The sequence below is a fragment of the Brevibacillus nitrificans genome (assembly GCF_003710965.1).
Classification (GTDB): Bacteria; Bacillota; Bacilli; order Brevibacillales; family Brevibacillaceae; genus Brevibacillus; species Brevibacillus centrosporus.
In genome coordinates this window covers 239,453-266,122 of sequence record NZ_RHHU01000017.1, presented here as the reverse complement: position 1 = coordinate 266,122, position 26,670 = coordinate 239,453, and the positions used below count along the sequence as shown (strand labels likewise).

Genomic DNA, 26,670 nt, shown 5'->3' with positions numbered 1-26,670 from the left:
CCACTGTTTGCTTGCGCTGTGGCTTCATAGTACTGGAAAAAGCCTATCTCCCAGGAGAGGAAGATAGGCCGTTTCTTCTATATAAGTCGTTTTACTTCAGCAGTTCTTCTGCCTGGGCAACTACATTTTCTACGGTAAAGCCGTACTCTTTCATGATGCGGTCCCCAGGTGCGGATGCGCCGAACTGGTTGATGGCGATGACTTTTCCACCATCTCCGGCGTAACGCTCCCAACCCATTGGCGATCCCATTTCCACGGCAACGCGCGCTTTTACCTCTTTTGGAAGAACAGACTCACGGTATTCCGCCGTTTGACGCTCAAACAGGTTCCAGCTTGGCATGGACACGACGCGCGTTTCGATGCCACGGGCTTGCAGCTGTTCACGAGCTTGCATCACCAGCGATACTTCGGAGCCAGTCGCGAGCAGGATCAGCTGTGGCTTGCCGCTTGGAGCATCCGCCAATACGTAAGCTCCTTTCGTTACGCCTTCCGATGCCTTTTCCAGCGTTTCCGGCAGAACAGGCAGGTTTTGACGAGTCAGCACGAGTACCACGGGCTCATCGGTACGGGACACCGCGTATTTCCACGCTTCGTTCGTTTCTACTGCATCTGCCGGGCGCAGGATCGTCAAGCCTGGCATCGCACGCAGGGAAGCCAGCTGTTCGATCGGCTCATGCGTAGGTCCATCCTCGCCAACTGCGATGGAGTCATGGGTAAAGACGTACACAACCGGCTGCTTCATCAAGGCAGACAGGCGGATCGCTGGGCGTACATAGTCAGAGAATACGAAGAAGGTCCCCCCGTATACTTTTACGCCGCCATGGAGCGCCATACCGTTCAAGGCAGCCCCCATCGCAAACTCACGTACACCAAACCAGATGTTGCGGCCGTCGTAGCTGCCAGGGAGGAAGTTGCCTGCTTCTTTGATCACGGTGTTGTTGGAGTGAGCCAGGTCAGCGGAACCTCCGAGGAAGAACGGGACGCTGTTTGCCAGCGCGTTGATCGCGTTTCCAGATGCCACACGCGTAGCCAGCTTTGCGCCTACTTCGTACGCTGGCAGGTTTGCGTCCCAACCGCTTGGCAGCTTTCCTTCTGCTGCTGTCTGGAACTGCTGTGCCAGCTCAGGGTATGCCTTCGCATATGCAGCAAACTGGTCCTTCCAAGCTGCTTCCGCTTTTGCTCCCTGGTCAGCCAGGCCAGCGAAGAACTCCGTTACTTCTTCTGGAACGTGGAATTCATTTTCATGCGTCCACGCGTAGTTTTGCTTGGTCAGCTTCACTTCCTCTTTGCCCAAAGGAGCGCCGTGAGAAGCACTGGAGCCGCCTTTGTTCGGGCTTCCGTAGCCGATGACCGTTTTGACTTCGATCAAGGTAGGGCGATCCAGATCTTGCTTCGCTTCTGCGATCGCCTGTTCAATCGCTGCCAGATCATTGCCGTCTTCTACACGCAGGTATTGCCAGCCGTACGCTTGGTAGCGCTGTGCAACGTTTTCCGAGAAGGAACGGGACAGCTCGCCATCAAGAGAAATGTCATTTGAATCGTAGAGCACGATCATTTTACCCAGCTTCAGGTGAGCTGCCAGAGAGGAAGCCTCGCTCGACACGCCCTCCATCAAATCCCCGTCACCGCAAATGACATAAGTATAGTGGTTTACGATGTCAAAGCTGTCGCGATTGTAGACGGCTGCCATGTGTTTTTCCGCCATCGCCATACCGACTGCCATCGCGATCCCTTGTCCCAAAGGACCCGTGGTTGCGTCCACACCAGCGGTATGCCCGAATTCCGGGTGCCCAGGTGTTTTGCTGCCCCATTGACGGAAATTATGTAAGTCTTCCAGAGAAACATCGTATTTCATCAGATGCAACATCGAGTATAATAGCATAGAACCATGTCCTGCCGAGAGCACGAAACGGTCACGATCGATCCATTGCGGATTGCTCGGATTTACCTTCATAAAACGGCTCCACAGAACATGTGCCATAGGAGCTGCCCCCATCGGCATTCCTGGGTGGCCAGAGTTGGCCTTTTCGATTGCATCAATTGCCAGTGTGCGGATTGTATTGATCGCTACCTGATCAACAGACGTATGCTGAGTCATCTCGCAAAATCCTCCTTGCTTTTTTGGAAAACGTTTTTGTGAGTACGTGAGAACGGATAAAACATACTGACCAATTATAGCACAAGTTCCTCTCTGCAATCATATTTGCTCTTGAATTTAGGAGGCCCTATTATGTCATCGACTATGTATCTGATTATCGGGATTGTCCTGGCGCTGGCTGGTTTCGGGATGCTGTTTGCCGCGATGGCGAGCTCGCCCATTTTGAAAAAAAATCGGATGGAGCGCCGCAAGAAGGCAGCCGAAAATCACCGCCCTGAGGAAGGCTGAGGAAAACGGAGGAAGCGTATGAGCTCAAGATGGTACACCATGCCGGTTGCCGTGCATGTTTTTTTCTTGAAAGGGACTGAAATTCTGCTGCTGCGCAGATACAACACAGGCTATGAGGACGGCAACTACAGCGTACCTGCAGGACATGTAGAGAGAAATGAGGAAGTGGTGGCTGCAGCTATTCGCGAGTGTCGGGAGGAGTGCGGGGTGGAAATCGCGCCCGAGAACATGCACGTCGTAGGCGTCATGCACCGACAATCCAGCGAGGATCGCATCGACTTCTATCTGGTAGCAAGTCAATGGGAGGGAGAAATCATCAATGCCGAGCCCGACAAATGTGACGAGCTCGCCTGGATGGACATCGATCACCTCCCTGAAAACGTGATCCCCTACATCCGCCGCGCAATTGCAAACTACCGCAGCGGGCAATGGTTCGATAGCTTTGGCTTTGAAAAATGAAGAGCAATGATCGTACACACAAAAAACCCCTTCACAATCGTCCCGGCGTGACGTGAAGGGGTTTTAGCTATATTCTCTTCGGTTCTTTTCTCCTGTCCCTGTGCTTCCCCAGCGGATCCTATGCCGTACCAAGGCATACAGGACGACCACAATCAAGAGACCAACCAAGGAAATCTTGCTGTAGCGGTAGATGCCCGCCACGAGCAAATCGATTTTGTCACTCATCCAGTAGCCTGCCAAAAAGTAATGAAGCGTCCACAGAAAGCTGCTCGGCAAAAACACCAGGAGAAAATGGCGCAGACGAAAACGATACATCCCTGCAAGAAACGGGACCACATGACGAACTACCGGAAAAAAGATGCTCAGGCAGAGAATCCAGTTCATCGCTTGATGCCCTCTTGGAGTGCAGATGAAAGGGAACTGCCTGCGGTGGCGCAGCCATCCAGCAACAGGCGTACCCAGGATGGCCCCGAGTATGTAGCAAAACGTCAGCACAAAGACAGCAGCCAGGTAGACGCTGAGAAAAGCTTTACCGACGGATTGCCCGTAATGAGTGACCTGCGCGCCTGCTGTAATGACAATCATTTCATCGGGGATCAGCTTGCTAGCCATTTCTTTTACGACGGATACAAATGACGAAAGAAAGCCGCCTGCTACCACGTAATCTCCCTCCCTTCGCTTCCTCTGTTCATCCTACAGGGGAAACCTTTCAAAAAGGGAGAGAAACGTTTAAGAATTTCTAAAGGATTTCTGAAGAATTTCTTTCGAAGAAAAAGCGTGCTCGTTCGTGAGCACGCTCTTTACCGTTCTTCCATTGATTTCAGCTTGCTGCGCACGGCAGACATCGCTTCAAAAAACTCTTCCTTGTCGATCAGATTCATTTCATACAGCTCGCGGATCTCGTCTTCAATGAGGAGCAGATCTCCTTGGGGGTCTCCTGTATAAATAAACAGACCGAAGCGGTGCAGAAACGCTTTTAAGTCGAAATCACTCGGGCGAGAATTCAATGGGCTCCCTCCAGATCGATTTCCATCCTCGCGAGGACGGCATCGTAGTCAAACTCGACAGCAAAGCCGGTAATAACGATGATCTTCGCGTTCGGATACGCTTCTTGCCACGCCTCCTCTTCTTCCGGTTTCAGTCCGACCATGTACAAAGGATCGCGAGACATCTGAGCATGTGTCTTGCAGAGCTGCAAAAATTCGCGGCAACGCTCCTGTTCCTGCGCTGCATTCAGCACGAGTACAGCGTGCTTGACTTCACCCGACTCCCTTTGTTCTGCCAGCATTTCAAATGTCTTTACAGTCGGCACCAGCGCGTTCACCTCAGGAAAACGGTCGAGAACCTCATCCAGCCAATCGTCTTCTTGCCAGGCCAGGTAGTACAGCATTGCAGTAGACATGTAGATAAACACCTCATGGATATATACTTGACAACTTTCTGAACGATTCTTCTTTCTTTTCTATTATAGCATGGATGTGGGGAACATGCCCATGCCGCTCGCTTGACTTCGCGTGACCCTTCACGTAAGGTGGAAAAAGTAAGCAGATTTTCATGTAAACTGATTTCGTGTGAAAAGAGGTATTTTCCGTGAATAAGAAGCACCTTGCCCTCTTGTTCTTGATTGCTTTTCTCACCATGCTGGGCTTTGGTATCATCATCCCGATCTTGCCGTACTTTGCGGAAAAGCTGGGCGCGACATCCTTTCAAATCGGCGTTCTGTTCGCCAGCTACAACATCATGCAGTTGATATTTGCTCCTATCTGGGGAGCTCTCTCGGATCGCATTGGCCGAAAGCCGTTGGTTGCATTTGGCTTGCTGGGCTTTTCCATCACCTTTATCCTGTTTGGTTTGGCCGAGAGTTATTCCGCTATGTTGTTCTACCGAATACTCGGAGGCATCGTGTCAGCTGCCGCCATGCCGACCGTTACAGCTATGGTCGCCGACCTGTTTCCACCGCAAGAGCGTGCCAAAGGCATGGGCATCATCGGCGCAGGCATCGGGCTCAGCTTTGTGTTTGGTCCCGTCATCGGCGGGCTTTTGAGCGGATATGGCTTTGCGGTACCGTTCTTCGCTTCCGGAATCGTCGCGCTGCTCACTTTCTTTGTGATCCTGTTCGCGCTGCCGGAAAGCTTGCCAAAGGAAAAACGCACCGGACAAGCCACCAGGCCTGCCGGCAACCCGATGATTTCCCTCTTTGGCTCCCTTTCCTTGCTTTACGCAATTCTGTTTATCGTATCCTTCGCTTTTTCGGGCCTGGAAACGACATTCGCCCTGTATATCAACGATCTTTACGGCTTTACTTCCAAAGATCTGGGCTATATGTTCCTCGTGATGGGAATTATCGCCGCCTTTGTACAAGGTGGTCTGATCGGCAAATTGGTGAAGAAGCTGGGCGAACCCGCTGTTCTGACACTGGGGATGCTCCTGTACGGGATCGGCTTTTTTGCGATACCGCTCTCCGGCAACTTCTGGGTGCTGGCACTCATCCTCTCCCTGTTCGGAGCCGGACAAGGGATGATCCGCGCCACTGCCACCGCGATGATTACGCATCGCACGACACAAGGACAAGGCGTCACCACAGGAGCGATCAGCTCCATGGACAGCCTGGGCCGCATCCTCGGGCCCTTGGCAGGAGGCGCCGTGTACCAGTTCACCAGCAGTGGTCCGTTCCTCTTGGGCGGTGTGTTGATGGTATTGATTCTGCTGTGGTTCCGCACCAGCTACAAGCGTTTGCCAGAACCGAGTGCCCAGGCGTAAAAAGAGAGAACAAAAAAGGATAGGAGGATCAGTCATGGCACTGATTTCCCTATCCTTTTTCATTTCCCCACAGGCCCTATGACTTGCCGCTCTTTCCCATCAGACACCAGCGCCTCGACATCATTCTTTGTCGCCTTATCCTGCAATCGGCGCCAGGACAACCAAAATAATCGAGCAAATCATAAGGCCAATAACGAGGTTCCTTGGGAGCTTCTGTCTACTCTTTCCTTTGTACCAGCCGGAAAACTGCCACTTGTTCCGGTACAAGATGAAAAGCCACAAGTAAACGGCGATCCCAAGAAGCCAGCCGTTGACAGAATCAAAACCGAGTGAAGCGTACAGCTGGTGCAGCAGGGCAGCCATTCCCGCCCCCATCAGCATCATCAGCATCACAATTCGCAATAGCTCTAGCAAAACTCCCACGACTCGCTCTCCCTTCTCTCTATCTCATCGTGACGAATACAGGCCGCCCTCCCCCTCGACAGCCTATGACTTCCCCTTTTATTCGAATGACTCCTGCAAAGCAAGCCACGACTGAAAATGCTCGTCGATTTGCGCCTGGAGCTGCTCGCTTTGCGTTTGCCATTCGAGCAGCTGCTGGTAGTTTTCTTCGCCCCCTGAAAGACGGGCCAGGACTTCATCCCGCTCCCTTTCCAGCTTTGCTATTTTTTGCTCCAGCTCCGACAGTTTGTACGGGTTCTGGCGCTTCGGTGCAGGGGGAGGAGGTTCCTCTGCTTTCGCCTTTGGAGCAGCTACGGTTTCGACAGCCGCTCTTTTTTCTTTGACACTCTGCCGCTGCCGGCGTTTTTCCCGTGCCTCTTCATACGTCCCTACGTCATGGACGAGCTGTCTGTCCTCGACCCAGAACACGCCGTCAGCCATCTTCTGCAAAAAGTAGCGGTCATGCGAAACGATGAACAACGAGCCTCTAAAATCAGCCAGCGCCTCCTCCAGCGTCTCCCGCGCTTCGATGTCCAAATGGTTCGTCGGTTCATCCAGTACGAGCAGATTGATTTCCTGATGCATCATCTGCGCCAGCCGCAGACGCATGCGCTCTCCCCCGCTCAGCTGACCGACCCGTTTGAATACATGCTCGCCGTAGAAGAGGAAGCGTGCCAGCAAATGACGCGCTTCCGGCTCGGTGACCAAAGCGACCTGCCGGAACATATCGATGACCCGCAGATTATGGTCGCCTTCCCATGCCTGCTGGGACAAATAGCCGACTTTTACGTTGCTGCCCACTTTGAGCGTCCCGGCATCGGGCTCCATTTCACCAAGCAGCATCCGGATCAGCGTCGATTTTCCGCAGCCGTTTGGTCCAAGCAAGGCTTTTCGCTCTCCGTAACGCAGCAGGAATCCCGCGTCCGCAAACAGCTCTTTGCCCCCAAATGCTTTATAGACGCCAGCTGCCGTCATCACATCCTGCCCGCTGCGCTCCGTCTTTTGAAAGGCGAGCCCCATCCGGTCTGCTTCCATCTTGGGCCTGTCGATTCGCTCGATCCGTGCCAATGCCTTTTCCATGCTTTTCGCGCGGCGGTGGAAGGCTTCGTTCGGTGGATTGGAGCGATTGCCCCACTCCTTGAGGCGCTTGATTGTTTCCTTCATCTTTTTAATTTGCTTTTGCTGCTCCTGATAGGCCGCAAACTGCCGCAGCAGCCGCTCTTCTCGCTCTTTGGCAAAAGCGCTGTAATTGCCAATGTAATACTCTGCCTCTCCCCCGTCGACATGGTAGACAGAGGTCACGACAGCATCGAGAAAATAGCGATCGTGGGAGATGATCAAGACAGTCCCCTGATAGTCCTTCAGGAAACCTTCGAGCCATTCCATCGATTCTACGTCCAGGTGATTCGTCGGCTCATCGAGCAGGAGCACGTCACTGCGCTGGCAAAGAAGCTTGGCAAGCCCCGCTTTTGTTTTTTCCCCGCCGCTGAGCAGTTGAAAGGGCGTCGCCAAATGCTCAGGCGTTATTCGCAGCCCTTCTATGACTTGAGCCATCGTCGTCTCGTACTCATAGCCGCCCAATTGTTCAAAAGCCTCCTGCAGCTTCTGATAGCGCTGCATCAGCTTCTCCAGCTCCGCGGCCGATTCATAGACCTCGCTCATCTGCTGCTCGAGACTCCGCAATTCCTGCTGGAGCCTGATCACTTCCTCAAATGCGCTGGCGATTACGTCCTGTGTCCGCCACTGGTCCGGGTACTTCGGCGTCTGAGGCAAATACGCCCATACGGTTCCCTTTGCACGGTAAAGCTCTCCCGAATCAGGCGACTCGATTCCTGCCAAGAGCTTGAACAGCGTCGTTTTCCCAGCCCCATTCGGTCCGACGATTCCGACTCGTTCTCCTGCCTTGATCTCAAGTGTAATGTCTTGCAAAACGGGATCTGCCCCGTACGATTTTTGAATATGCTGTGCGGCAACTACGATCATAATAAAATTCCTCCTAGGGTTGGTAGTAACGGTGAAAACGCAAAAAAGCCGCAGGCCTACGCCCGCGGCATCGAAAAAGGAAGTGTGAGGCAACAGTTTAGCTGTGCCAGGCAACAGCTTTGCTGCCTCACCCAAATCCTCGTTTCTCTCGAAGAAAACAACCGTTTCTTATCGATGCATGGTACGCCGATGGTATTCCCGTTCAGTTGTATGGTGAAAAATGGGCAGACTGATCCCGTTGTATGCTGCATCATGCGTCATACTGGTAATCTCTACCACAAACCATGCGTGAACGGTTCCAAACACGTACCTACACCTCCCATTCCAAGGAAAAATTTTACCTAACCACCACTATACTACAGACAGCTGCAAATCACAACGGGTCTTGCACAGGAACAGGCAGCCTCCTACTCTGCCGCCTCGGAAGCAAACAGCGGTTTTTTCGTGTCGGCATCCAGAAAGACCACTGTCGAGTACGGAGGAAGATCCGCTTTTGCCACCAAGTACGGATACGAAATGACCTGCGGGTACATCATACCGGGCTCTGGCTTGGTCAGCTTTACATAAACCCGCAGCTGCTCCCAGCTCCACTCGGTACCCGTCACCTTGAGGCTATAGCCGGGATTCGGCGACTCTCCTCTGGCGATGACGTAGAGATGGCCTTGCTGGTGAATTCCTTGCGTCTTGTGGACTTTCTCGATAAACGCTTTCTCGTCTGACGTCAGTTGATCCTCTTTCGGGAAAACCAGATCTTCGTCATGGTTGGAAGACACGATCTCTACCGCCTTTTTCTCAGGATTCCAGACGACAGAGCCGCCTGCCTGCTCCACGATCCAGCGCAGTGGCAGGTACACCTGATTATTGCGCACGAGCGCTCCTTGGCCGTTCTCGATCCATTTTCCATTGACGGCTACCTTTCCACCGTTTAAGTCAAACGTAAACGAGAGCTTCTCCGATCGCTTCAGCACTCCCGTACCTGCAGATAGCTTCCAATCCGCCTGCACGATCCGCGCCGCATCCTCTGCCGTAATATACGTGCGCTGATCTACGAGAAGAGGCTTCTTCTGCAAGGGGATCTGCGCTTTGTTTACGTAGATGCTCGGAGCTGCTGGCGCCTCTGCGGCAGTCGCCGTTCCCAGGGGCTGCGAAACGAGCAATTGCATCCCGAATACAGCCGCGATCCACACTTTTCCTTTCATTGACTGCTCCTCCCTTCGCCTGCGCTTTTTTTCTGTTCTTACCTATTTGACTCGTTTTTACGCGGATTCGTTTCAGCTTAATGCAAGAACCAGCTGCCCATGAATACTACGGCAGGGATCGTCAACAAAGCGAGAAGCGTCGAGAACACGGTGGTCATCGCTCCCATTTCCTCATCTGCCTTGTAGCGGCCAAAGAGAATCGAGGCCAAGGTCAGTGTCGGCATCGCTACCTGGATCAGCGTCACACTGGAAATGTCCTTATCAATCGCAAAAGCAGACAGCAGAAATGCCGTCAGCAAAGGAAAAACGAAAAGCTTCATCGCAATCGGCATGCTAAGGAGCGGAAAGGAAACCTGCGGCTTGTTCCGCAAAAACATCGGGAGCAGCATGCCAATATACATCATCGCCAAGGGAGAAGCCAGCTTGGACAACGTGCCGAACAGCTGCTTGACCGGCTCAGGCGGTGCGAATCCGATCAGGGCAGAGCCGAGACCGAGGATAATCGCGATCATCGGAATGTTGATGATCGTCCTTAGTCCCTTCAGAGAAAAAGCTCCTTTTTCCTGCAGCATCATCACGGCGACAGTCCACAGAACTACGTCCACCCCCGCATCAAAGATGGCGGCAAGCAGCGCTCCTTTTGGCCCAAACAAAGCGGCACAAAGCGGCAAGCCGATAAATCCAGTGTTCCCCAAAGCGGACAAAATCGCAATCTCCCGCCGTTTTTTGGACGGCAGCGGCAATGTACGCGCTCCCATCCATCCGATCAGGATACCCAAACAGTTCAGGAGAATGGAAATGATGAATATTGAAAAAATTTGCGTCAAAGTATTGCTGTCAATCGGCGTCTGGAAAATCCCGTCCAAAATAATGCAAGGCATCGCCACATTGACGATGATGGTAATGACAAGCTGGCGGGAATCGGCCGTCAGCGGCTGTCGATAACCGATGAGGCTACCGATGCCAATGATGACGGCCATAATCAAAATGGATTGGGTCAACGTCTGAAATTCCATATATCCTCCCGCCTACATCTGAACAGGCAGCCATTGCAGTTGGGCAGGCTCCCCTTTATCACACGTACGCAAAATATCGCCACACAGCGGAACGACCTGCTCCAGCGGCACGCACCACGTCACGGGAAACGTGACTTCATTGCCTTCAATGACGAGAGACGACATCACACCAGAGGGCTTGTCCGTCACCAGAACATAGTGCTGCTCGGCAGGCTCATGCTCCTTCCATTGAACGAGGACTTTTCCGTTGTTGCCACCCGCGACGACCAGATCGACGTGATCTCCGTATGCGGCGTGAACCAGTGTGCGAGAGCTGCCATTCAGCTGTGCAATTTCCTTTAATACTTCATGCCAGGCGACATGCTTTTGCTCGATTCCACTCTCATCTGTATAAAGACGCCAGTCGTTCAACATAGGGTTAAGACTCCTTTTCTCATCTGCTCATCCATGCAATTCGTACCTAATTGTAACGCTTCTTGCCAGGGAAGCTCAACCACAAAACATCCTGACATAACCTTCCTTCGAGTGGTACATCCTAGATAAGGAAAGAGCAGGCCGCGCCAAAAACCCGAATAAAAAAGTCGGATTTAACACTTTCTTAATTGACAAAGATTATTTACGACATTACTATGAATCAGTAAAATCCAAATAATCAAAGGGGATCAACATCATGAAAAAGCTCATTTACTCCGCCTTAATATCTAGCGTTCTGCTTGGAATTGTAGGATGTGGAACGTCCGGATCTCAGCCAAACAATACGACTCCTCCGGCAGATCAAGCCGCAACGCAGAGCCTGCTGGAAAAAGTCAAAGCAGATAAAAAGCTTGTCATCGGCACAGAGGGTACATACTCTCCCTTCACCTTCCACGATCAATCAGGAGCATTGACTGGCTATGATGTAGAAGTCGCCTCCGAGGTAGCGAAGCGCCTGGGCGTAGAGCCGGTTTTCCAGGAAACACAGTGGGATGCCATGTTTGCGGGTCTGGATTCCAAACGCTTTGATGTAATCGCCAATCAGGTAGGGGTTCGTCCTGATCGTCAGGAAAAATACGATTTCTCCAAGCCGTATTCATATTCGTACTCCGTGCTGGTCACCAATAAGAGCAACACCACTGTAAAAGATTTTAAAGATATCAAAGGGCTGAAGGCTGGCCAATCCATGACCAGCAACTACGCAGACCTCGCGCGTTCCAATGGTGCCGAAATCGTTGCCGTTGAAGGCTTCAACCAAGCGATTGATCTGATTGCCTCCAACCGCGTGGACGTTTCCCTCAACGATAACCTGACCGTGCTCGATTATTTGAAACAAAAACCGGATGCTCCGATTAAAATTGTCGCGAAAAGTGAAGAAGGTCAGCCAACGGCTTTCATGCTCCGAAAAGGCAGCACCGATCTGGCCGATGCGATGAGCAAAGCGCTGGATGACATGCAGCAGGACGGCACGCTGAAAAAGATCTCGGAGAAGTGGTTTGGCGAGGATATTTCCAAATAAACATTTCATTGACAAAACCACCCAACCCTTATAGTATTTTCTTTATTTAATTCACATCGGTTTAGTGGGGGTTATGTTATGAAAAAAAGTTTATTCACTGCCATCGTCTCGACCCTAGTGTTCGCCTTGGCGGGTTGCGGGTCAGCAACAACGAGTCAAACGCATCAAAATCATGAAGCTTCGAGCTCTGCTCCTGCCGAAGCACCTAAGGAGCAAAGCTTGTTGGATAAAGTAAAAGCTGACGGCAAACTCCTGATCGGAACGGAAGGCACCTACGCACCATTTACGTTCCACGATACGTCCGGAAAGCTGACGGGCTATGACGTAGAAGTCGTAACCGAGGTTGCCAAGCGCATGGGCGTGGAGCCGGTTTTCCAAGAAACACAATGGGATGCGATGTTCGCCGGTCTCGATTCCAAACGCTTTGATGTGGTCGCCAACCAGGTAGGCATCCGTCCTGACCGTCAGGAAAAATACGATTTCTCCAAGGCCTATACAGTTTCTACAGCGGTGCTCGTGACACATAAAGACAACACGACCGTAAAAGGCTTCGAAGACATCAAAGGCTTGAAGGCAGCACAAACACTTACTAGCAACCTGACCGATATCGCGAGGAAGAACGGCGCAGAGATCGTTGGGGTGGAAGGCTTTAACCAAGCGATTGACCTGCTCGTCTCCAAACGTGTGGATATTACGATCAACGATGGTCTGTCCCTTTTGGACTTCCTGAAGCAGAAGCCAGATACACCGATCAAAATCATCGCCAAGGATCCGAATGTCGCGGAAAACGGATTTATGTTCCGCAAAGGCAACACGGAGCTGGTGGATGCATTCAACAGCGCGCTTGAAGAAATGAGAAAAGACGGCACGCTGAAAAAAATCTCCGAGAAATGGTTTGGTGCAGATGTCTCTCAGTAACTTTTTTGACAATCCAGAACGCCTGGACCGTTGGATCACAATCGCGCAAAGCTCCTTTCTCCCTTTGGTGAAAGGAGCCTTGCTCTATTCTTTGACCCTTGCGATTGTGGCGTTTTTCTTCGGTCTTATTCTTGCGATTTTGACAGCTCTAGCACGAATCTCCGGCATTAAGCCGCTGGTCGCTATCGCGCGTGTCTACGTCTCGATTATTCGTGGGACGCCTTTGCTTGTTCAGTTGTTTATCATCTTTTTCGGTTTGCCCAGTATTGGCATCATGATCGATCCGATTCCCTCCGCCATCATCGGCTTCTCGCTCAGTGTAGGTGCCTATTCCTCCGAGGTGGTGCGTGCCGCGATCCTGTCGATCCCCAAAGGTCAATGGGAAGCCGCGTATTCGATCGGAATGACCTACCGGCAAGCCCTGCAAAGAGTAATCCTGCCGCAGGCTGCACGAGTCTCGGTTCCGCCGTTGTCCAACTCGTTTATCAGCTTGGTCAAGGACACCTCGCTCGCAGCAGCGATCCTCGTGCCGGAAATGTTCCGTAAAGCACAGGAGATCGTCGCTTCTACCTATGAGCCGCTCCTCCTCTACTCGGAGGCCGCTCTCATTTACTGGATCATCTGCTTCATCCTGTCGATCATCCAGGACCGACTCGAAAACAAGCTGGACCGTTACGTTTAAGCAGCCCGATATAAAGTAGGTGAATTCAAATGATTTCTATTACGGATTTGCACAAGCAGTTTGCTCAACTGAAGGTGTTGCGAGGCATCTCCCTGGATGTAGCCAAAGGCAAGGTAGTCGTCATCATCGGTCCATCCGGATCAGGAAAAACCACGCTGCTGCGCTGCCTGAATGCCTTGGAGATCCCGACGAGCGGCAGCGTTCAAATCGGTGACGTCCGTCTGGATTTCTCGAAAAAGGTAGAGCGTTCCTCTCTTCCCATCCTGCGGAAGCAAACCGGTATGGTCTTTCAAAGCTACAATCTGTTCCCCCACATGACCGCCTTGGAAAATGTCATGGAGGGACCTGTTACCGTAAAAAAGATCAGCAAGGAAAAAGCGAGAGAGAAAGCTTCCTCTCTCCTCGTCAAAGTCGGCCTTGGTGACAAGCTCGACCACTATCCTGCCCAGTTATCGGGCGGGCAGCAGCAGCGGGTGGGGATCGCCCGAGCTCTCGCTATGGATCCTCAAGTCATGCTGTTTGACGAGCCGACATCTGCGCTCGACCCAGAGCTGGTAGGCGAAGTATTGAAGGTCATGAAAGAGCTCGCGCAGGAAGGGATGACCATGGTCGTCGTCACCCATGAGATGGGCTTTGCCCGGGATGTCGCCGATGAGGTCATTTTCATGGACCAGGGTGTCATCGTGGAGCACGGCACTCCCCAGCAGCTGTTTACCCAGCCGCGGGAAGAGAGGACTCGCCAATTCCTGCAGCATCTGAAATAAGGCTCGTCTCTCGCTAGAACAGAAAAGACTCTGTGCCCGTTTGCAGGCACAGAGTCTTTTTACTAGAACGGATTAGTCGTCACAAAAAGCCGCGATCAGAAGAATAATGAGAATGATCCACAGAAAACCGCCGTTGCCAAAGCCAAAACCGAATCCCATCGTCTCTCTCCCCTCTCCTGACAAGGTAAAGTTACTGTGTTTTGCGCATGCACAGCGAACTTACTCTCACGATATGACAAACCTCTCACGTCCGTATGGATGCCTGTCTAGCCAAAACCCCATTTGAAAGAAAACGGGTGCTTGCCTGCCTAAAAATTAACAAACGCTTTATGTTGTCTCTACGGTTCCTTAACATCCCGCCGCTATCATAGAGATTGTCAGACCCTACGATGGACATATCGTCCTCCATTTGCCGCCCGAATAGCCCCCTTCTAGCTCGGGCGGGCTTTTTTCATGCCAAAAAAGAAAGCGAGCCCTCCTCAAAGGAAGCTCGCTTGATTTTCGTTTCTATTAAGCAAATCTCGTAAACTTGTTCTCGGCTGGCGTACGTGGTCCTGCCTTTGGTGTAGATTCTGGCTCGAAAAACCCGAGGTGCAGGAAGCCGACGATTTTTTCCCCCGGCTGAACCCCCATCACTTGATGTGCTTTTGGATCCCAGTTATGCGGATTGGTCTTCCATACGACTCCGAGGCCACGCTCCCAAGCTAGCAGCTGAAAGTTTTGGATCATGGCACAAGTCGCGCTGAAATCTTCTTCCCACTGCTTTTGACGCGGATCCTCTTTCATAATCACGATCAAAAAGGCAGCAGGCTCACTGAACAGCTGTCGGCGTGTCTCTCTTTGCTCTGGAGCGTATACCGGGAGCATCCGCTCGATAAAGGTCTCTTTGCTTTCCGTCGAGATGAACAAAAATCGCCAAGGCTCACGAAGACCATGGTTCGGTGCGTAAACAGCGTCATTGAGCAGCTCGAGAACGAGCTTCTCGGGAACGGCATCGGGCTTATAGTCTTTTTTTATCGAGCGGCGCTCGCGAATCACTTTGGAGATGGACATGGTATCGTATCACCCTTTAAAAAGAATGTTCTTCTTTTGATAATGGTTCTCATTACCATATGTTAACGTTCCCTCCTCGTAAAATCAAGTAGCACTTCGTAGAAATCACCTGCAGGAACAGAAAAAAAGAAAGCCCGAGCGTCATCTGCTCAGGCTGGCGACGATTTCACTCAGCTTGCGTACCCCTTGCTCCAGCTGTGGCAACGCAGCATATGCGTAGGAAAGCCGCAAGTACCCATCCGTTTCCTGGGCGTAAATGTTCCCCGGATTCAGGAGCACGCCTTGACGGGATGCTTTGCTGAACAGCTCCAGCATGGATACCTTCGCTCTGATTTTTAGCCAGATAAAAAAGCCTCCCGCTGGAGTATGCCAGTCGGCTAACTCTTTCATATGCAGCTCCAAAGCTCCCAGCATCGCTGCCCTGCGTATTTTCAGCTCCTCTCTCACCCTTTGCGTATGCTGGCTGTACAGACCGCTTGACAGCCATTCCGCTGCTACTCTTTGCGACAGCGAGCTTGCCCCGTAATCCGTTTGCATTTTGATATCCGCCAAGCGCTCGATGACAGGCTCCGGGCCAATGATCCAGCCGATGCGCAGACCCGGTGTCAGCGACTTTGAAAGACTCCCCAAATACAGGACGTGTCCATGCTTGTCCATGGCTTTAAGCGGAGGTGGTGCCGGTTCATCCAGCCACAGCTCACGGTAGATGTCGTCCTCCATGACAGGCAAGCGCACTTCTTCACAGACGCCGAGAAGCTCCTGGCGTCTTTTTTCTGACATGAGCACACCGGTCGGATTGTGATAACAGGGGATGGTATAGAGAATATCCCCACTCCTCAGTTTCTTTTGCTCCGAAATGGCCCCGGGCATCAGCCCCTGCTGATCCATCGGCAGTCCGGACAGCTTCATCCCCGCTGACTGAAACACGTGCAAGGAATACACGTAAGAAGGACGTTCCAAAAAAACAGTCGAGCCCCGGTGCAAAAGCCCGACTGCAATGAGCTGGAGAGCCTGCAAGCCTCCCGACACGATCAGGATCGAGGAAGGAGATGCATCGATACCAAACCCTTTGACATAGTCGCTCAGAGCCTGACGCAACGGCAAATATCCCCGCGGCTCCTCGTAGCCAAACGTTTCCAGACGATCGGTCACGCGCTGCATGACGGCTTTCATCGTCGCTAACGGAAAGATGTCGGGTGCCAGTTCCCCTTTGCTGAGCTGAATCAAGCTCTTGTTGGACTCATCCCGATTGATCTCCTGTACAGCAGCCTGACTCGGCTTGTGCAGCCCGGATTGTACATACTCGTTCCAATCAGGCGGTGGATTGGTCGCCAGCAGGGTCCATGTGTTGTTGATGACGACTGTTCCCATCCCAATTTTTCCTTCCAGCAATCCATCCGCCACCAGCTCTTCCAGTGCGGTGATGACGGTGCTGCGGTTCACCCCAAAATGCACAGCCAATTCGCGCTGGCTGGGGATGACACTTCCAATCGGCCATTCTCCTGTGGAAATCTTCTCTTTTATGTGGTTGATAATTTGTTTGTATTTGGGTTGTTTTTTGCTTGTGCCTACTGCTGTTTTGCTCACGATCATCCGCCCTCTCGTTTACCTTTCACGGGCAAAGTGGTTGGGTTTTGTTTGACGCAACTGGTTGAAGCTATTTTATCAATTCGAATTTAAGATGAAAACAGCTACTCGCTTCCGTTTCTTTCTTTTTGATTGAATTTTCTTGCAGAGAGGACCAGTCGATCCCATGAAACCATCTCAGCTCGGCCTACTTCTGGCGCAGTGCTTTAGCATCCTGATCTGGGCCTCTGCCTTTCCCGGAATTCGCATGGGTCTGGTCGCTTACTCACCTGATCAGCTATCGCTGCTGCGCTTTCTCATCGGGTCTGCCCTATTGCTGCTGTTAGCCCTTCTCTTTCGGATTCCCCTGCCTGATCGCAGGGACATTCCCGCCTTGCTGCTGTTTGGCGGACTGGGCTTTACCGTCTACCATGTGGCGCTCAATTACGGAGAACAGACTATCAGCGCCGGGGTAGCCAGCCTTTTCGTTTCTACGACGCCCCTGTTTGCTTCGATGCTCGCCCTGCTGTTTTATCGCGAGCGATTCGGATGGAGGGGCTGGGTGGGCTCTTTCCTAGGGTTTCTCGGTGTCATGATCAGCTCGATTGGTACGGGAGAGCCGTTTCAGTGGAACAGCGGGATCTTCCTCATTTTGCTGGCTTCCTTTTCGGAGAGCATCTACTTTACTTTCCAGAAGTCCTATATCGAGAAATACGGCTTCCTCGCTTTTACCGCTTACACCATCTGGGGAGGCACATTTTTCATGCTCTATGCCTTGCCAGGATTGGGTACGGCGATTGCCCAAGCGCCTGCCGAAGTGACTCTCAGTGTCCTGTACCTGGGCATCTTCCCGACCGTGCTGGCTTATCTCGCTCTCGCCTACGTCATTTCGAGGATCGGCACCTCCGAGGCGACGAGCTCTCTCTACTTGACGCCTGCCCTCGCTTTTGCCATCGCGTGGGTCTGGCTTGGCGAAGTCCCGAGCTGGCTGTCGCTCGCAGGGGGGATCGTTACCTTGGGCGGGGTGTTGTTCGCGACGTTAAAATCTGGGCATACACCCGCTCTCACAGAAAAAAGAAGGAAGCTCGGCACGTAGCAGCCTGGCTTCCTTCCTTTTATGCTTAGACCTTTTGATGGAGGCTTTCCACATCAACGCCGAGATGCTCCCGCAGTGTGCGGCCCTCGTACTCTGTGCGATAAATGCCCCGATTTTGCAATTCAGGTATGACTTTTGTAACGAAATCATCCAAACCGACAGGCAGCAAAGGCGGCATTAGATTGAAGCCATCTGCGGCCCCGCTGCGGAACCATTTTTCCAGCACGTCTGCTATTTGTACAGGGGTGCCCGCAAAGGTAAAATGCCCCCTGCCGCCTGCTGTACGGATAATGAGCTCGCGGATCGTCAGGTTCTCCCGCCGCGCCAAATCTACGTACAGCTGAAAGCGCGCCTGCTGTCCCTTGATTTCATGAACGGATGGCAGTTCGTCCAAAGGAACAGGCCCATCCAGCGGGTATTTGGACATATCCTTTTGCAGCGTGTCGGACAGGCATTGGATTCCATAAGCCGATACGCTCAGCTCGTTTAGCTCCCGTTCCTTGTCCCTCGCCTCTGCCTCCGTATCACCGACATACGGAATAAAGCCTGGCAAAATCTTTATTTGCTCTGCACTGCGACCGTATTTTCTCGCCCGATTCTTCACATCCGCGTAAAAGGCAATCGCGTCTTCCAACGTGTGCTGCACGGTGAACACGACTTCCGCCAGCTCTGCTGCAAATTCCTTCCCGTCCTCGGAGGAGCCTGCCTGCACCAGTACTGGATACGTTTGCGGCGAACGAGGAATATTGAGCGCGCCGCGAACGGAAAAATGCTCCCCCTTAAAATCCGCCGCTTGAATTTTTCCGAGGTCGGCGTAGATTCCCGACTCCTTATCGATCACGAGTGAATCCTCTTGCCAGCTGTCCCACAGACGCTTGACCACTTCCACAAACTCTCTGCCTCTGTCATAGCGGGCTCGATGATCCATATGCTCCTCGCGACTGAAGTTTCTCGCGGTTGCATCCCCGGTGGAAGTGACGATGTTCCAGCCCGCCCGTCCCCCGCTGATGTGGTCCAACGACGCAAACTTTCTCGCGATATGGTAGGGCTCATTGTAGGTCGTCGATGCAGTGGCTGTCAGGCCGATCCGCTTGGTCACCGCTGCAATCGCGGACAACAGCGTAAAAGCTTCCATCTGCGGGATCACGCGATGCTGGATCGATTTCGGCAATCGGTATTTTTCGGCGAGGAAGATCGAATCCATTTTTCCTCGCTCCGCTGTTTGTGCGAGCTTTTGATAATACTCAATGCTGGTCGCCATATGCGGAGAGGCATCCGGATGACGCCAGGATGCTTCGTGATGCCCGGTACTCATGATAAACAAGTTGAGATGAAGCTGTCGTTTTGTTTGACTCATGGAAATCACCTCGTTGTTTTCTTCACGATCTATACGCTCTTCCCTTTGAGAGCCCCCTCGAGAAGCTGATCATAGCCGTACTCTTGCCGTTTCTTTGCCTCTCTGCGCTGCTTTTCCAGCGCGCGAAGTCCGATCTCTGTCGCATGCTTCGGGCTAATCACGAAAACGCCGTCGTCATCGCCCACGACTAGATCACCGGGCATGACGCTTACTCCGCAAACACTGACAGGCGTGTTGACCTCTCCCTCCAGCTGCAGCGACCGGGTGTTGAGTGCACTGATGCCCTTGGAGTATACGGGAAACCCGAGACTCGTGATCACTCGCACATCGGCCACGCAGCCTGCGACGATGACACCTGCCAGCTTTTTGGCCATGGCTGCATAGGTGCGAAATTCCCCCCAGCAAGCGCGTTGGTCATCGCCTGACATATCTATCACCAAAACGTCTCCGGGCTCTGCCTGATCGAGTGCATGACGAATCGCCGTAGCGTCCATATGCGGGATTCGAACGGTCACTGCGTTTCCTAAGAGGGAAATCGGGCGAAACAGCGGGCTTATGCCATTCAGGAAACCGAAATCCGTCATATGACCAATCGTCGAAGGACTGATTTCGCGATATAGCTCCAAAAGCTCTGGTGTTACCCCTTGCACTCTCGGCTCGATGCGAAACATACGGTTCCTCCCTTCTATCCAGACTTATCTAGGAAGTCAAAACGCGAGACATGGCATGAAACGGATTCTGCGCTTCACCTTTTGAATAGGGCATGCTGCTAGGTACCTTGGCATGCTGCTTGACCAGTGGACGTATGACTTCTTTCCAGGGCCACTCCGCCTTTTCCAACAGGCACGCGCGCAGGACCACTGTCACTTCATCCGGCAGATCCGCTTGCTTCATCGCCTGCTCAATGCTCTCCAGCAATACCCTCCACAGCTTTTCTTCTTCCACGCCGTAATACTTGGATACCGCATCGATCATGCCGTAGCTGTTCACGTGAATCCCGAGCATTTGGAAAAAGGACAGCAGGTTCTCCGGTGTTTGATGATAGAGAGACTCCGGTACGCCGGGGCGCAAGGTATACCTCGGATCCTCCAGGCCGTTCGCGCGAAGCCAAGGCACATGGACCCGCAGCGAGTCATGATCGCGAAGCAAAAGCCCCGTGATTTCACCTTTCCGCCAGACGAGGACGACGTTTTGCCCATGGATTTCAGGCATCATCCCGAGTCGGAACAGGCGGAAGCTACTCTCTAAAAACGGCAGGAAGACCTCTTTGCACAGCTGCAGAATCGATGACTCGCTCTGTTCCTGGCCGATGATGGACAACCACTCGTCGAATAAATGACCTGCTCCGCCACGCTCAAAGACAGCCAGAGCAGACATCGGTACAAGACGAACCTCAACGTCCGCAAGCAAGTCAGCCGGGTATTGTCTGACCATGGCAGACAAATGCCGCGGGTAGTCGGCAAACAAGTCACGGCTCTCAGGCAAATAGGCCCACCACTGTGTTTCATCGCATAAAAACAGGCGATTCCTCAATTCCGTGTCTCGTTCTACAGCCTGACGAAGCAGCTGCTCTGCGCATTGGCCGTTCATCAGCTTGACTGCCGAAAGATAGCGGAGTCCCCCAAGAGAACGAATGCCAATGGGCAGCTTCACGTGATGGGTTCCTTTCCCGACCGGAAGTAAAGAACGAACAGAGGAGGTAGCGGAATAGGTGCCAGCTTGCGACTGTAAGGGCACGCATATCCCTTGCGCAAGCTCTGCATGCAGCAGATTCGGCAAGACTTCCGCCATCTGCCAAGGATGGACGGGTATCGGCACATAGTTTTCGGTGGACAGTCCTCGCTCGCTCATTTCCGTTTCGAGCAGATGACGTTCTTCGTCCGAGAGCAATCCCGTCATGGGAGAAGGACCGTTTGGCTGACCCGAAACCAAGCGCTCACGCTTTACTGCCATCCAGTTCAGCTGGATTGGCTGACCATGCTCAATCGTATAGCGGCGGCACTCTTCACTGCCCCATCCCAGCTTTGCTTTGGAAACTGGATGAAAGGGACGATCCCGAAAAGCCGCCTTTCTCTCTGCTTCCAGGAATGCTGCCTTTGCGGGAAGAGCCAGCACCTTTTTTGGCTGTGCGTTTTCCAGCGCCCAGGATGTCTGCAGCAATGTTTCGCCTAGCATCCGCTTGAATTGCTCGGCACTATCGGGATGGATCGTGATGGAATCATGGGCGTACAGATCTTGCAGATGCCGCATGAGCTCCACTGGCCCCAGCCTTGTCACGGATACCTGGTCTTCGATCTGCCGGGCTTCATACATGCCAGCAGATGCTAGAAAGCGATAGGACTGCACGATGGCAGGCTGCACAGGAAAGACGACCGTCCCTCCCTGCTCCGAACCCAAGCTCCAGCGGTAAACAGGCACTTGCTCGTGAGCAAAATCGAATTGGCTATGTATCGCCTGCATCACGGCATCGCTTCGAACGATCGCTTCCCATTCGACTCGGGATAAAAGCTCGACATGGGGGTGTTTTTCAAAGAAACGTTCCGCGAGCAGCGCATTGACCAAATCCTCCATGACGAGTTGTTCTACCTCATACCCTACCTCTTTCATCTTCATGCTTCGCCTCCTCGCAGGGATCGATAATAATAGAGAGGATTCGGCACTGGCTTTGGTTCGACTTCCGTGTCTTTCCACATGCGGCGGCGCGCCAGCTGTTCAATCAGAATGGTTGGCGAGAACAAATCGTACCATTCAAAATTTTGCTGATGCTCTGGATAGTCTTCTTGGTAGGAGTAGATGACCTCGGCTACCATTCCCCAAAACTTCTGTTCCGAAAGCGCGTACTGCTCGTGCAAAAAGATTCCCAGCTCGCTTAGGCACACAAAGAAAAAAGCACTGTGCAAAAAGTCTTTCACGGCAGCCAAATCGTCCGTTTGCATGTAAGAGTGACGGTTGAGAGCGCGATGGTGAGCTGGCTCCCGGTTCAGGTCCGGGCATAGATCTGGCCTGGGCAAATGCGCTTTGGAGAAACGCACCCCGTCGTGAAAATCTTTCAGAGCCACACGAGACGGCCACCCGTTTTTATGGATCAACACGATATTTTGGGCGTGGGATTCCAAGGCCAGTCCGTGTGCATACAGCATATGAATCAGAGGCGTGACGGTCACTTCAAGCAGCTGACGTGTCCAGGCTTCCAGGCCATGCTGGCGCACCCATTTGTCAATCACAGGCTTTTCTTGGTAGATGAGACTCAGCGCGTGAAACGGAAACGCTTGCTCATCCTCCTTTAAGAAGCGGTGAACGCTTTGCCTCCAGACAACACCGAGACTCCCGTACGCTTGCAGCTGGACAGCAGTGGGAAGCTTCTCGTAATCGTAAGAGACCCCTGCAAACTCACCTAAAAATGGAAAGTCCAGCTTCTTCGCTACTTCATCTTGTGCCGTCAGCGACAGCAGCCAGTTGGTCACGAGCGGTGCGTTCATGACCGTATGCTTTGCCAGCATCCTTCTCGTAGAGGTATTCGTGATGTTTAGCGCCAGCTTCATGTAGGATTTCTCTCTGTGCACAGCGTTCGCCCAGCTGCGGATCGATTGCTGGGCACGGTAGCAGTCTTTGCCGAAGCCGAGCTGGACGATCTTTTGTTCAGCCAGCTGACTATGAAACGTCGGGAGAATGATATTTTCCCACTGCCACGGATGGACGGGCATGATCCAGTAATCTTTGACATCCAGCCCTTTTTCGTGCATGCGAGCGACATAATCCTGATAGATTTGATGCCCCAGCTCTTCCTCGATGAAGGCAGGATAGTCGATGTCCTCTTTTACCGCTAGGAGGCTTTCCGATTTGGCAACGGCCAGCCAAACCGGCTGCAGATTGGCTTGAAATTCAGGTCCGTACTGCTCATTTTCCTTCAAGTGAAAGCCGATCCGCGATTTATAGCAGGGATGGTAAGGATGTCCGTCCAAAAGGCTTTCCCAGTCATCATAGGCAGCTGGATGGTGGCCTTCCCTCGTTTCGGACCTGTGTATTTGTGCCTGCAAATCTTTGAGCAAAGTCTGCTCCAGCTCTTCAAGCAAGATCGCCAAGCGCTCGTCGCTTTGGACTTGACCGAGCACCTCCTGCACAAACAGAGGCAGCGAAACCTTTGCTCGCTCTCCCCGCGCGTCTATGCGCCGCATGCTTCCCCGCTCGATACGGACTCGTTCAAAAGTAAAGTATTGCTTGCAAGAAAACACATAGGCTACCGTCTCGCCTGATTTGGCCGTACCTGGCAGTGCATACTTTTCTTCGGCAGAGCGGTTTGCAAAGAGCTCTTTTCGCGGCAGGACGATTTCTTCGTAGATAACAGCCTCCATCAGCTGGCACAAAACACGTTCTTCTACTTTGGTATATAAATCAGAATGGTCGGTACGCATCTTGGCAAATGTATACATCGTTCCACCTCATTTTGCTATTTGCTGATCACGCAAAAGCGAAGTCTCTTCTTGCTCGCGACGAATTTGCGGATAGACAGCCACTTTCATCCAGACAAGGTTCAACAGCAACAGGACTGCTGAGCCTATGAAGATCATCGGCAGACCAAACCAGGATGCGATTGCTCCCATGCCTAGCGAGCCGACGAGCCCTCCCAAAAAGCAGGCGCAGTTTACATAGCTGTATGTCCTGCTCTCCATCCCCTTTGGCGCAAATTGGCGGATGAGCGCATTGACAGAAGGCATCAATCCACCCAGGCAGGCACCTGTCCCAAAGCGCAGAGCGATCAACTGCCACAGATTCTGAACAAACGCTTGCGGGACAAAAAACAAGATGGCTCCGCTCACCGCGCCGATAAAAATACGGTGTGAGCCAAATTTGTCCCCGAGCTTCCCCAACTGCGGGGCAGCGATCATATTGGCGATTCCCATCGCAGCTGTGGCCATTCCCGCGAACAAGACCACGTTGTCCTGACTGGGGGCCAAAAGCTGCACATACAACGGAATAAGCGGCAGCGTACCGATCATCGCCGTTCTGACGATGGCAGCCGATAGAATCAGAGAAGCAATCGGTTTCCTCGCGACAATCTGTTTGAAATCGTCCACGAAGCCGGTCTTTTCCGCTTTCTCTCCCTTCTTTTCAAAATGCTCGGTGACCCCAAAAATGACGATCAGCGTCGCTGCCAAAATGCAGCAGCCGGTGGCGAAAAAAACGGCACGAAAGCCAAACTGGTCAGCGAGTAAGCCGCCTAGCAGCGGTCCGCAAATGGTTCCTGCCACAGAGCCGGAGTGCAGGATGCCTAGTGCATAGCCACTCTTTTCTTTCGGCGTGTTCGTGGCCGTCAATGCGATTGCGGCTGGACTGAATCCAGACAAGACACCATTTAGCAGACGCAAAAGCAGCAGATGAATGGGACCGCTGGCCACCCCCATCAGCGAGATGGTAATGGCCATGCCCAGTCCGGAACGTATCAGCATGAGTTTCCGACCGTGTTGATCTGCGACCTTGCCCCAGATCGGTGCAAAAAGAAAAGCCGTCAGCAGATTGGCTCCATAAATGAGACTTGACCATAGCAAGACCTCATCGTGATCCGTCAGCCCCATCTCCTGTAAATAAAGGGGGAGAAACGGTGTCACACAGCTCATCGAAGCCATCGCCAGAAATTGACCCACGTACAAGATGTACAGATTTCGTCTCCACTTTTCCACGCGAACGACACATTCCTTTCTTCCTGCTTTCGTCACAATTGGAACAAGTCGGATGTGGGAGCGCGGAAATTATTCCTTCATCGGATTCGGGATGTCGACAAACAGTGGTGTCTCTCCCCTTTTTAGAAAACAACTGCGCAAATTCGCTTTCGCAGGTAAAGCATCACTCTGGAGCAGATCGTTTAGGTAAGAAAGAAGCCGTTTGCCTGCCGTCGCCTTTTCCTGCTGCAAAAGCTTTTGGACGATGCGCCAGTAATGCTCCTCGCCTACCTGCCGATAAGCCGCAATCGTGTGGATGAGGGAGCCCAGATGATTGACAATGAAATAGTATTTGGTCCTCCCCCACGCCTGGGCTTCCTCGTAGAGAACAGGACTGTCTGCGTCTACGAGAGTGCCAATCCAGCCCGACTGTGCCGCTGCTTGGCGGTCGATACTGACCCCTTCCAGATCCCGCACATAGTAGCAGTCCGGCCATCCGTGTTTGAGGGAGACTAAGGAGTTTTGCAAATGCGCCTCAAAGCTGATCCCTCTGTTTGCGAAAAGCCGCATCAAAGGAAGCAGCGATATTTGCAGGTAGCGCTCCAGCCAAAGGTCCAGATCTGGCAGCCGCCCCTGGTCGCTTTGCCGGATGGCCTGGATCAATTTGGGCTCCGTCTCACCCGGAAAGCTTTCTAAGAGGGACGCCACCACATACGTGGAGTCGTTCTCCAAGACAATCGGTCGGTGAATCACGGTAAAATACGGCGAAGCATCTACGGATGAATCGATTCGGACATGGCTGAAACCTGTCTCCGACAAAATTCGGAAAGAATCCGATTGGATATCGTCTCGCAAGTGATGAATCACTTTTGCCGCATCCATCGTCCTTCTTGCTTGCTCCCACGAGTTCTCCCGTACCAAATTGGTAATCCGGACATGCAAAGGCAGCTTGTATCCGTATCCTCCTGCCGGGTTCCAAACCGTTCGTACCGATGAAGTCGGATAGAACACGGGACCAAGCAAGCCCAGGCTTATGATTTCGCCTCGTTGGAGCCGCGCCTGAACCTGTGGCAGCTGAAACACAAAGGCGGCTTGCCACGGATGCATGGGCACGATCTTGTATGTGCCTGCCCCGTCGGCCACTTGTTGTTTGGCGTGTACTTTCACTTCGTCAGGAAGCTTCGGGCCGTGGCCTTCAAGCCATTCTTCGTAAACCAGCTCCTCGTGAATCGCGAAGTAATGCAGCTGAAAAGCAGCGCCCATTTCTGGACTGTATGTGGCCAGTTCCTCATCCCGAAAGCCTTCCGAGCTTTTGGGATACGGATGAAACGGGTGTCCGTAATAGAGCGATTGCTCCGATTTGATGCAGTCCAGCTTTCCGTTTACTAGGGACTGTCGGTGGTTCTGGTAATACTCGAGATGCATGCTCATCTTGCGGTAGCTGTTTTCGATATGCGTCATCAGCTGACTTACGTAGGCGCTGCGAAGGTCGGGTGTTTCCTTTGCGCCCAGCTCATCCAGCAAAAGTCTCGTCAACGAGGACATCTCCAGTTGCCGAAGCGTTCCGTCTGGCATGATCTCGTGGAAGACAGGCCCATAGGCATGCTGCCCGATAGCAGAGGAATACAGCAGCTCTCCCGTGATGGATTTCCCGATAGCAGGGAGCTTGAGGATGAATACGTCTCGCTCTGTCTCCAAGGGGGCTTTCGTTTCCCGCAAATAACTGTTCAACACGGCACGAATCGTCGCTTGCTCTGCCAGCTCTGCACTGCTTTTGGAAACAGATACATTCGTTTGTTGTCCTAGCATTCTTCCTCGGTCTCTCCTCTCTCCTGAGACTC

26 protein-coding genes are annotated in these 26,670 nt (G+C 52.6%); 8 read left to right on the top strand and 18 right to left on the bottom strand.

Annotated elements, in window-relative coordinates:
- Nucleotides 1-91: 91 nt before the first annotated feature.
- Nucleotides 92-2,098 (bottom strand): transketolase, encoded by a 2,007-nt coding sequence (tkt, locus tag EDM59_RS24465; RefSeq protein WP_122926001.1) that lies wholly within the window; start codon nucleotides 2,096-2,098, stop codon nucleotides 92-94.
- A gap of 132 nt (nucleotides 2,099-2,230) precedes the next feature.
- On the opposite strand from tkt, the gene EDM59_RS31210 reads away from it, so the two are divergent.
- Together EDM59_RS31210 and EDM59_RS24460 are read left to right on the top strand one after the other, a co-directional pair.
- Nucleotides 2,231-2,386 (top strand): hypothetical protein, encoded by a 156-nt coding sequence (locus tag EDM59_RS31210; RefSeq protein ID WP_170184389.1) that lies wholly within the window; start codon nucleotides 2,231-2,233, stop codon nucleotides 2,384-2,386.
- An 18-nt stretch (nucleotides 2,387-2,404) separates the two neighbouring features.
- The gene (locus EDM59_RS24460) at nucleotides 2,405-2,845 is read left to right on the top strand and encodes an NUDIX hydrolase (protein ID WP_122926000.1); all 441 of its coding nucleotides are present in this window, start codon (nucleotides 2,405-2,407) and stop codon (nucleotides 2,843-2,845) included.
- A 63-nt stretch (nucleotides 2,846-2,908) separates the two neighbouring features.
- Here the strand turns inward: EDM59_RS24460 and EDM59_RS24455 are convergent, their stop codons facing one another.
- The 3 genes from EDM59_RS24455 to EDM59_RS24445 form a co-directional block, all read right to left on the bottom strand.
- Nucleotides 2,909-3,505 carry a DedA family protein gene (locus tag EDM59_RS24455; RefSeq protein WP_122925999.1) on the bottom strand — a complete coding sequence of 199 codons (597 nt, stop codon included), beginning with the start codon at nucleotides 3,503-3,505 and terminating at the stop codon, nucleotides 2,909-2,911.
- Nucleotides 3,506-3,645: 140 nt separating this feature from the next.
- The gene (locus tag EDM59_RS24450) at nucleotides 3,646-3,852 is read right to left on the bottom strand and encodes a YqgQ family protein (protein WP_122925998.1); all 207 of its coding nucleotides are present in this window, start codon (nucleotides 3,850-3,852) and stop codon (nucleotides 3,646-3,648) included.
- Entirely contained in the window at nucleotides 3,849-4,247 is a 399-nt protein-coding gene (locus EDM59_RS24445) for a hypothetical protein (RefSeq protein WP_122925997.1), read from the bottom strand. Before EDM59_RS24445 ends, EDM59_RS24450 begins: the two co-directional genes overlap by 4 nt.
- Before the next feature lie 188 nt (nucleotides 4,248-4,435).
- On the opposite strand from EDM59_RS24445, the gene EDM59_RS24440 reads away from it, so the two are divergent.
- On the top strand, nucleotides 4,436-5,605 hold the full coding sequence (locus EDM59_RS24440; protein WP_122925996.1) for an MFS transporter: 1,170 nt from the start codon (nucleotides 4,436-4,438) through the stop codon (nucleotides 5,603-5,605).
- 135 nt (nucleotides 5,606-5,740) lie between these two features.
- On the opposite strand, the gene EDM59_RS24435 is transcribed toward EDM59_RS24440, so the two are convergent.
- From EDM59_RS24435 to EDM59_RS24415, 6 genes are all read right to left on the bottom strand, one after another.
- Nucleotides 5,741-6,028, bottom strand: coding sequence for a hypothetical protein (locus tag EDM59_RS24435; RefSeq protein WP_122925995.1), 288 nt, complete (start codon nucleotides 6,026-6,028; stop codon nucleotides 5,741-5,743).
- A 78-nt stretch (nucleotides 6,029-6,106) separates the two neighbouring features.
- Nucleotides 6,107-8,029, bottom strand: coding sequence for a ribosomal protection-like ABC-F family protein (abc-f, locus tag EDM59_RS24430; protein ID WP_122925994.1), 1,923 nt, complete (start codon nucleotides 8,027-8,029; stop codon nucleotides 6,107-6,109).
- 168 nt (nucleotides 8,030-8,197) lie between these two features.
- A complete protein-coding gene (locus EDM59_RS31205) occupies nucleotides 8,198-8,335 on the bottom strand; it encodes a hypothetical protein (protein WP_183193028.1) in 138 nt (45 codons plus the stop codon).
- Nucleotides 8,336-8,436: 101 nt separating this feature from the next.
- Complete coding sequence (locus EDM59_RS24425) at nucleotides 8,437-9,228, bottom strand: protease complex subunit PrcB family protein (RefSeq protein WP_122925993.1); 792 nt, start codon at nucleotides 9,226-9,228, stop codon at nucleotides 8,437-8,439.
- A gap of 77 nt (nucleotides 9,229-9,305) precedes the next feature.
- Nucleotides 9,306-10,244 (bottom strand): AEC family transporter, encoded by a 939-nt coding sequence (locus EDM59_RS24420; protein WP_122925992.1) that lies wholly within the window; start codon nucleotides 10,242-10,244, stop codon nucleotides 9,306-9,308.
- Between the two features lie 12 nt (nucleotides 10,245-10,256).
- Nucleotides 10,257-10,658, bottom strand: coding sequence for a hypothetical protein (locus EDM59_RS24415; RefSeq protein ID WP_122925991.1), 402 nt, complete (start codon nucleotides 10,656-10,658; stop codon nucleotides 10,257-10,259).
- Between the two features lie 256 nt (nucleotides 10,659-10,914).
- Between EDM59_RS24415 and EDM59_RS24410 the strand changes: the two genes are divergently transcribed.
- From EDM59_RS24410 to EDM59_RS24395, 4 genes are all read left to right on the top strand, one after another.
- Nucleotides 10,915-11,736: an amino acid ABC transporter substrate-binding protein gene (locus EDM59_RS24410; protein WP_122925990.1), complete on the top strand. Its 822-nt coding sequence runs from the start codon at nucleotides 10,915-10,917 to the stop codon at nucleotides 11,734-11,736.
- A 78-nt stretch (nucleotides 11,737-11,814) separates the two neighbouring features.
- Nucleotides 11,815-12,654, top strand: a complete 840-nt coding sequence (locus tag EDM59_RS24405) for an amino acid ABC transporter substrate-binding protein (protein ID WP_122925989.1) — start codon at nucleotides 11,815-11,817, stop codon at nucleotides 12,652-12,654.
- Nucleotides 12,641-13,336, top strand: a complete 696-nt coding sequence (locus EDM59_RS24400; protein ID WP_122925988.1) for an ABC transporter permease subunit — start codon at nucleotides 12,641-12,643, stop codon at nucleotides 13,334-13,336. Before EDM59_RS24405 ends, EDM59_RS24400 begins: the two co-directional genes overlap by 14 nt.
- A gap of 29 nt (nucleotides 13,337-13,365) precedes the next feature.
- Nucleotides 13,366-14,100 (top strand): amino acid ABC transporter ATP-binding protein, encoded by a 735-nt coding sequence (locus EDM59_RS24395; RefSeq protein ID WP_122925987.1) that lies wholly within the window; start codon nucleotides 13,366-13,368, stop codon nucleotides 14,098-14,100.
- A gap of 510 nt (nucleotides 14,101-14,610) precedes the next feature.
- Here EDM59_RS24395 and EDM59_RS24390 read toward each other — a convergent pair.
- Together EDM59_RS24390 and EDM59_RS24385 are read right to left on the bottom strand one after the other, a co-directional pair.
- Entirely contained in the window at nucleotides 14,611-15,153 is a 543-nt protein-coding gene (locus tag EDM59_RS24390) for a nitroreductase family protein (protein WP_122925986.1), read from the bottom strand.
- Nucleotides 15,154-15,294: 141 nt separating this feature from the next.
- A complete protein-coding gene (locus tag EDM59_RS24385) occupies nucleotides 15,295-16,746 on the bottom strand; it encodes an aminotransferase-like domain-containing protein (RefSeq protein WP_122925985.1) in 1,452 nt (483 codons plus the stop codon).
- A gap of 160 nt (nucleotides 16,747-16,906) precedes the next feature.
- On the opposite strand from EDM59_RS24385, the gene EDM59_RS24380 reads away from it, so the two are divergent.
- On the top strand, nucleotides 16,907-17,815 hold the full coding sequence (locus EDM59_RS24380) for a DMT family transporter (protein ID WP_122925984.1): 909 nt from the start codon (nucleotides 16,907-16,909) through the stop codon (nucleotides 17,813-17,815).
- Nucleotides 17,816-17,840: 25 nt separating this feature from the next.
- On the opposite strand, the gene EDM59_RS24375 is transcribed toward EDM59_RS24380, so the two are convergent.
- The 6 genes from EDM59_RS24375 to EDM59_RS24350 all read right to left on the bottom strand — a co-directional run bounded on the left by EDM59_RS24375 (nucleotide 17,841) and on the right by EDM59_RS24350 (nucleotide 26,638).
- Complete coding sequence (locus EDM59_RS24375) at nucleotides 17,841-19,172, bottom strand: LLM class flavin-dependent oxidoreductase (RefSeq protein ID WP_122925983.1); 1,332 nt, start codon at nucleotides 19,170-19,172, stop codon at nucleotides 17,841-17,843.
- A 29-nt stretch (nucleotides 19,173-19,201) separates the two neighbouring features.
- A complete protein-coding gene (locus EDM59_RS24370; RefSeq protein ID WP_122925982.1) occupies nucleotides 19,202-19,843 on the bottom strand; it encodes an RraA family protein in 642 nt (213 codons plus the stop codon).
- Nucleotides 19,844-19,871: 28 nt separating this feature from the next.
- The gene (locus EDM59_RS24365) at nucleotides 19,872-21,785 is read right to left on the bottom strand and encodes an IucA/IucC family protein (RefSeq protein WP_122925981.1); all 1,914 of its coding nucleotides are present in this window, start codon (nucleotides 21,783-21,785) and stop codon (nucleotides 19,872-19,874) included.
- Nucleotides 21,782-23,602, bottom strand: coding sequence for an IucA/IucC family protein (locus tag EDM59_RS24360; protein WP_122925980.1), 1,821 nt, complete (start codon nucleotides 23,600-23,602; stop codon nucleotides 21,782-21,784). Before EDM59_RS24360 ends, EDM59_RS24365 begins: the two co-directional genes overlap by 4 nt.
- A 9-nt stretch (nucleotides 23,603-23,611) precedes the next feature.
- A complete protein-coding gene (locus EDM59_RS24355; RefSeq protein WP_246011225.1) occupies nucleotides 23,612-24,850 on the bottom strand; it encodes an MFS transporter in 1,239 nt (412 codons plus the stop codon).
- Nucleotides 24,851-24,919: 69 nt separating this feature from the next.
- A complete protein-coding gene (locus tag EDM59_RS24350) occupies nucleotides 24,920-26,638 on the bottom strand; it encodes an IucA/IucC family protein (protein ID WP_122925979.1) in 1,719 nt (572 codons plus the stop codon).
- Nucleotides 26,639-26,670: the final 32 nt, after the last annotated feature.

What these genes read in the sequence shown, in the direction of transcription:
- tkt (WP_122926001.1), bottom strand. Translation starts at nt 2,098, where the DNA reads ATGACTCAGCATACGTCTGTTGATCAGGTAGCGATCAATACAATCCGC.
- EDM59_RS31210 (WP_170184389.1), top strand. Translation starts at nt 2,231, where the DNA reads ATGTCATCGACTATGTATCTGATTATCGGGATTGTCCTGGCGCTGGCT.
- EDM59_RS24460 (WP_122926000.1), top strand. Translation starts at nt 2,405, where the DNA reads ATGAGCTCAAGATGGTACACCATGCCGGTTGCCGTGCATGTTTTTTTC.
- EDM59_RS24445 (WP_122925997.1), bottom strand. Translation starts at nt 4,247, where the DNA reads ATGTCTACTGCAATGCTGTACTACCTGGCCTGGCAAGAAGACGATTGG.
- abc-f (WP_122925994.1), bottom strand. Translation starts at nt 8,029, where the DNA reads ATGATCGTAGTTGCCGCACAGCATATTCAAAAATCGTACGGGGCAGAT.
- EDM59_RS24425 (WP_122925993.1), bottom strand. Translation starts at nt 9,228, where the DNA reads ATGAAAGGAAAAGTGTGGATCGCGGCTGTATTCGGGATGCAATTGCTC.
- EDM59_RS24420 (WP_122925992.1), bottom strand. Translation starts at nt 10,244, where the DNA reads ATGGAATTTCAGACGTTGACCCAATCCATTTTGATTATGGCCGTCATC.
- EDM59_RS24415 (WP_122925991.1), bottom strand. Translation starts at nt 10,658, where the DNA reads ATGTTGAACGACTGGCGTCTTTATACAGATGAGAGTGGAATCGAGCAA.
- EDM59_RS24410 (WP_122925990.1), top strand. Translation starts at nt 10,915, where the DNA reads ATGAAAAAGCTCATTTACTCCGCCTTAATATCTAGCGTTCTGCTTGGA.
- EDM59_RS24405 (WP_122925989.1), top strand. Translation starts at nt 11,815, where the DNA reads ATGAAAAAAAGTTTATTCACTGCCATCGTCTCGACCCTAGTGTTCGCC.
- EDM59_RS24400 (WP_122925988.1), top strand. Translation starts at nt 12,641, where the DNA reads ATGTCTCTCAGTAACTTTTTTGACAATCCAGAACGCCTGGACCGTTGG.
- EDM59_RS24395 (WP_122925987.1), top strand. Translation starts at nt 13,366, where the DNA reads ATGATTTCTATTACGGATTTGCACAAGCAGTTTGCTCAACTGAAGGTG.
- EDM59_RS24390 (WP_122925986.1), bottom strand. Translation starts at nt 15,153, where the DNA reads ATGTCCATCTCCAAAGTGATTCGCGAGCGCCGCTCGATAAAAAAAGAC.
- EDM59_RS24385 (WP_122925985.1), bottom strand. Translation starts at nt 16,746, where the DNA reads ATGATCGTGAGCAAAACAGCAGTAGGCACAAGCAAAAAACAACCCAAA.
- EDM59_RS24380 (WP_122925984.1), top strand. Translation starts at nt 16,907, where the DNA reads ATGAAACCATCTCAGCTCGGCCTACTTCTGGCGCAGTGCTTTAGCATC.
- EDM59_RS24375 (WP_122925983.1), bottom strand. Translation starts at nt 19,172, where the DNA reads ATGAGTCAAACAAAACGACAGCTTCATCTCAACTTGTTTATCATGAGT.
- EDM59_RS24370 (WP_122925982.1), bottom strand. Translation starts at nt 19,843, where the DNA reads ATGTTTCGCATCGAGCCGAGAGTGCAAGGGGTAACACCAGAGCTTTTG.
- EDM59_RS24365 (WP_122925981.1), bottom strand. Translation starts at nt 21,785, where the DNA reads ATGAAGATGAAAGAGGTAGGGTATGAGGTAGAACAACTCGTCATGGAG.
- EDM59_RS24360 (WP_122925980.1), bottom strand. Translation starts at nt 23,602, where the DNA reads ATGTATACATTTGCCAAGATGCGTACCGACCATTCTGATTTATATACC.
- EDM59_RS24350 (WP_122925979.1), bottom strand. Translation starts at nt 26,638, where the DNA reads ATGCTAGGACAACAAACGAATGTATCTGTTTCCAAAAGCAGTGCAGAG.